Source organism: Psychrobacter piechaudii (assembly GCF_900162825.1).
GTDB lineage: Bacteria > Pseudomonadota > Gammaproteobacteria > Pseudomonadales > Moraxellaceae > Psychrobacter > Psychrobacter piechaudii.
Map to the genome: position 1 here is coordinate 1 of NZ_FUGE01000031.1, position 2,098 is coordinate 2,098.

Annotated in this window: 1 protein-coding gene and 2 pseudogenes; all 3 read right to left on the reverse strand. The window is 42.4% G+C overall.

Going from position 1 to position 2,098, the window contains the following annotated elements:
* Window positions 1-324, reverse strand: a pseudogene (locus tag A1019T_RS00565) (RNA-guided endonuclease InsQ/TnpB family protein); the annotation flags it as partial.
* A 222-nt stretch (window positions 325-546) separates the two neighbouring features.
* Entirely contained in the window at window positions 547-1,362 is an 816-nt protein-coding gene (locus tag A1019T_RS00570; RefSeq protein ID WP_077449958.1) for a crotonase/enoyl-CoA hydratase family protein, read from the reverse strand.
* Between the two features lie 66 nt (window positions 1,363-1,428).
* Window positions 1,429-2,098, reverse strand: a pseudogene (locus A1019T_RS00575) (RNA-guided endonuclease InsQ/TnpB family protein); the annotation flags it as partial.

Consider the following 2,098-nt stretch of genomic DNA (forward strand, 5'->3'; position numbering starts at 1 on the left):
TTTCTTAAAAGGTATCCAGCCAAGTGATTTACGCTTGGCATCAGCTCTATTAGTACGCCAGCTAAGTTTGGCTTTTTTAAATTGTTTACGTGATTTAGCGTGTGTCTCATTGATAGCCTGTAAGGTCTGACTGTGTAATCCTAAATACTCGCCGCTACCTTTGGTGTACTGGTTTAAATCATAGGCTGAAAAGTACTTACCGGTACGTTTTAGATGCTCAAAGCAAAGTGCATTAATATAGTTCCACACGAAGTTCACTGAACCGCTTAGACGATTCAGCTCTTTTATGTGCTTGTCTTTAATGCGTAGCTTGAGTGTTTTCATATGCTTAGTATGGCAAGATTAATTTTAACTTACAACCCTTTAACTGCTTCTTACGACAGTGTGTGTCGCCTTATACCCACCCCATGAAGTGGGTGGTTTTACGGCGATAGGTGATAAAGGTTAGTCAATCAAAATTACGCAAGCTTACTCAACTATAAAACAATAAGGTTAATGACGGTTTTTTAGTGGCCACTAACAATAGAAATCCACAGACTAGACTGGCTAGCTAAACTGACGCTTTAAAAACTGAACGCTACTGTCTTTGGCTTTTTTAATCGCTAGCTTACGGTTTTTACCACCGCCCATAAGCTTAAGCTGCCACATCTTCTCTTGATACAAGGCACCAAAGCTTTGTTTGGTCATATGGTTTATGACCCGCTTACTGGCCAATACCGCATCTGGCGAACGGTTGGCAATCTCTTCAGCCAAGGCTTGGGCTTTCTGATACGGATTTTCATCCACATGGCTCACTAGATGTAATTGCTCGGCTTCTTTGGCTGAGATCAAGCGGGCGGTCATGGTCAACTCTTTTAGAGTATCTACCGGCAAAACGTGCAAAGCAGATTGAGTCAATCCCATATCAGGTACTAAGCCCCACTTAGCCTCCATAATGGCAAACTGACAGTCCGGTGTGGTAATACGAAAATCACAAGCCAAGGCCAATTGCATGCCCGCCCCTATGCAATAACCATGAGTGGTAATAATCACCGGCATGGGGACTTCACGCCATATCAAACACACTCTTTGGAAGATGCTTTGGGTAGGCTTTAGCAGCTCATACAGTCCCATAAGAGCATTTTTTGGATTATTTAAATCGCCCAAATCAATACCCGCACAGAAAGTATCACCCTCTCCATTAATAATGACCGCACGAATGGCTCGGTCTTTTTTTAGAGCTTTGGCGACATTAATCAGCTCTGCCATCATTTGCAGACTCATCGCATTTTTTTTGTCTGGACGATTTAAGGTCACAGTCAAAATATCATTGGTCTCACTTAACGTAATGGTGTGGTAAGTCTTAGTTAGTAGGGAGGACATAGTTTTTCTCTTTTGGCTTAATTATTGAGGTGGGTTCCGTTAACTGGCATTGACTTCCTCCCCTCGCTAAACCGAGGGGATTCCTACAGCTAGACGGTCAAGCCCGACCGCAAGGATGTTCTTAGCAGCATTGATATCTCTATCATGCCATGTGCCACACTCAGCACAAGTCCATCCTCTTATTCGCAAGCCTGCTCTACCCTCAAGCTACTATCACTTATTTTGTGGCAGCACGAACAGGTCTGGGTAGTGTAACTCTCATTTACTATCTCAAGCTGACAACCTGCATACTTGCACTTATAGTGCAGTTGTCGTTTGAGTTCAAACCATCCTGCATCGTATGTTGATTTAGCTAGCTTGGTTTTTTTAGTTGTAAATGAGCGAGATTTAACATCACCCACCACAATTAAGGCGTTGCTCTGCACTAACTGGGTGGTGAATTTATGAATTGCATCTAGTCTTGAATTTTTGATTTTGGCGTGGATTGCTTTAACACGCTTTTTATTCTTAGCACGCTGGGCTACTGCTAATTTACTCGCCCACTTTTGCGTTTGCTTAATAATTAACTTGTCGCCATTTGATGTGGTTGCAGACTCTTTTAAACCTAAGTCAATACCAACGTTGCCCTTACCACTTACTTGCTTAGGAAAGTCTTTAACGGTGATACAGGCATACCAACGATTACGACTGTCTTGTACTATCTCAAGCGTGTTAATTTGATATAGGCTTAGATTGT

Bases quoted from the DNA above. Each gene is read 5' to 3' on its own strand.
- A1019T_RS00570 (WP_077449958.1), bottom strand. From the start codon at position 1,362: ATGTCCTCCCTACTAACTAAGACTTACCACACCATTACGTTAAGTGAG.